Origin of the sequence: Moorena sp. SIO4E2 (assembly GCF_010671945.1) — a bacterium.
Classification (GTDB): domain Bacteria; phylum Cyanobacteriota; class Cyanobacteriia; order Cyanobacteriales; family Coleofasciculaceae; genus Moorena; species Moorena producens.
In genome coordinates this window covers 1-2,301 of sequence record NZ_JAAHIE010000900.1, presented here as the reverse complement: position 1 = coordinate 2,301, position 2,301 = coordinate 1, and the positions used below count along the sequence as shown (strand labels likewise).

The following is a 2,301-nucleotide window of genomic DNA, read 5'->3' as shown; positions in this document are numbered from 1 at the left end:
GTGCGGCTCGTTCTAGCTAGGAACCTTACAATACAAGGCTTATGAGCTAGGGGCGCGAAGGAAAACCTTCAAAGCCTAACTGACTGTTCGGATGGTGGTCTTTTGGAGATAAGTGACACCCTATCTGGCCACACCGAACAGGCGGCAACCTGTAGAGTGACGCTGGCAACAGGGCGGAATCAGAGGTAAATCAGATGTGCCACACTGCCGCTAACGGGAAGATGTCATGGGTAACAGTAGCAAAAGTCCTGAAAAAGTGTCTTATGCGGAAGCCGCCATCTGACTAGTATATGCGAGACTTCATCCTCTACATCCTCACGATGCTCTTTTGGCGGTAATCGTAAACTCCGAGGAGAGGATAGGCAAATTGGTTAGAAGTTACCGCAAGAATAGTGGAGCCTTTATAGTTAGTCGGCTATGGGTAAAAGGGTTAAAAATTTTGTAGTAAGGCTCCACTATTCTAAGGTTTCATCTCCGGACTGCCCTAAAACATCAAAACAATCTAACAGTCGGAACGAGTAAAAACGACAGCAACATGAGTCTGAGGAACGGTCGAACCCTCGGTAAGCTATGCCAAGTCTAATCCTCACTGTCGGGTAGGATGCAGCCGGAAACTGGCTGCGGGTATTCAGAAAACACGAACTCTAGGAGAGTATAAGTAGACGCATGACAACCAGTTATAGCGACTTTTGGAAAAGTCAAAAGTGGAAGAAACTCCGCCAAAACCTCTTTCGCCTACAAAAGCGAGTGTTCAAAGCAGTTCGAGATGGCGACCTGAAGAAGGCACGGTCATTACAGAAACTGATTATGAAGTCCCGTGCAGCTCAACTTTTGGCCGTCCGTCAAGTGACTCAGCTAAACAAGGGTAAGAAAACGGCGGGAATTGATGGTAAGTCAAGCCTCAACTACCGACAGAGATGGGAACTGGTAGAAACATTGAACGACCATGCTTCAGACTGGAAGCATAGCCGACTTCGCGAAATCCCTATCCCTAAAAAGAATGGGAAAGTAAGGATGTTGAAAATACCTACCATCCCTGACAGAGCATGGCAATGTCTAGCCAAATTCGCCTTAGAACCAGCCCACGAGGCCACGTTCCACGCAAAAAGCTACGGATTCAGAACGGGAAGATGTGCCCAAGACGCACAAAAACAACTGTTTAACAATCTAAGGTCTAATAGCAACGGAATCAAAAAGCGAATCATAGAACTAGATATCAAGAAATGCTTTGACCGTATTTCCCACAACGCCATCATGATAAGGTTAATTGCGCCAACAGGATTAAAACACGGAATATTCCGCTGCCTCAAGGCCGGAATAAATCCGGAATTCCCTGAGCAAGGAACCCCACAAGGTGGAGTAGTAAGCCCCCTACTAGCTAATATCGCACTTAACGGAATAGAGGATATACACACCAGCCTGCGATCCGCAGATGATATGGTGTTCATCCTAAAGCCAAAAGACAATGCCGAGAAGATACTTGACAAAGTAAAAGCCTTCCTAGCAGAGCGCGGAATGGAAATCAGCGAAGAAAAGACCAAGCTAACCAACACGACAGACGGTTTTGATTTCTTGGGCTGGAACTTCCGAGTCCAGAAAAACGGAAAATTCCAATGCACTCCCTCAGCGGACAACCATCGGAAAATACGCGAAAAAATCAAACACGTGGTTAATAACTCGAACTATGGTGCTGAAGTAAAAGCAACGAAACTAGCTCCTATAGTTCGCGGATGGCGTAACTACCACAGCAGCTGTGACATGAGCAGCTCAAGGGATTCTCTATGGTTCATGAACCACACCGCAAATCGGAAATTCCGTAAGGAAAAGAAGGTAAACCGGTACAAAGCCAATGAACTATGTAAGAAGGCATTCCCAAAGGTAGGTTACAAGCAAAACCAACACGTAAACGTAAAGGGGACTAAGTCACCCTACGACGGTGACTTAGTTTACTGGAGTAATCGGAACTCACGATTATACTCCGATGCTACATCAACAGCTTTGAAAAAGCAGAACCATTCCTGTGGATATTGCGGATTGAGATTCCTAGAAGACGAGGATGTACATCTCCATCACATAGATGGAAACCACGACAACTGGAAAACGAAGAATCTTCTAGCAGTTGATCAGAGCTGCCATCAGCAAATACATTGGAGCAAAAGCGAGGTGCGCTTTCCAATGGGCAGATAAACTGCCCCTGGGTCGCACCTCAGCTAAGAATATCTAGGAGCCGTGTGAGACGAAAGTTTCATGCACGGTTCTGAAGGAGAGGTGCTCCCCGTAATAGGGGACATCGACTCTAAC

1 protein-coding gene is annotated in these 2,301 nt (G+C 46.3%); it reads left to right on the top strand.

Annotation, left to right across the window (positions count from 1 at the left end):
- Positions 1-666: 666 nt before the first annotated feature.
- Positions 667-2,187, top strand: a complete 1,521-nt coding sequence (locus F6K37_RS38740) for a reverse transcriptase domain-containing protein (RefSeq protein ID WP_287256497.1) — start codon at positions 667-669, stop codon at positions 2,185-2,187.
- Positions 2,188-2,301: the final 114 nt, after the last annotated feature.

Excerpts from the sequence above, each read along its gene's own strand:
- F6K37_RS38740 (WP_287256497.1), top strand. The coding sequence starts at position 667 with ATGACAACCAGTTATAGCGACTTTTGGAAAAGTCAAAAGTGGAAGAAA.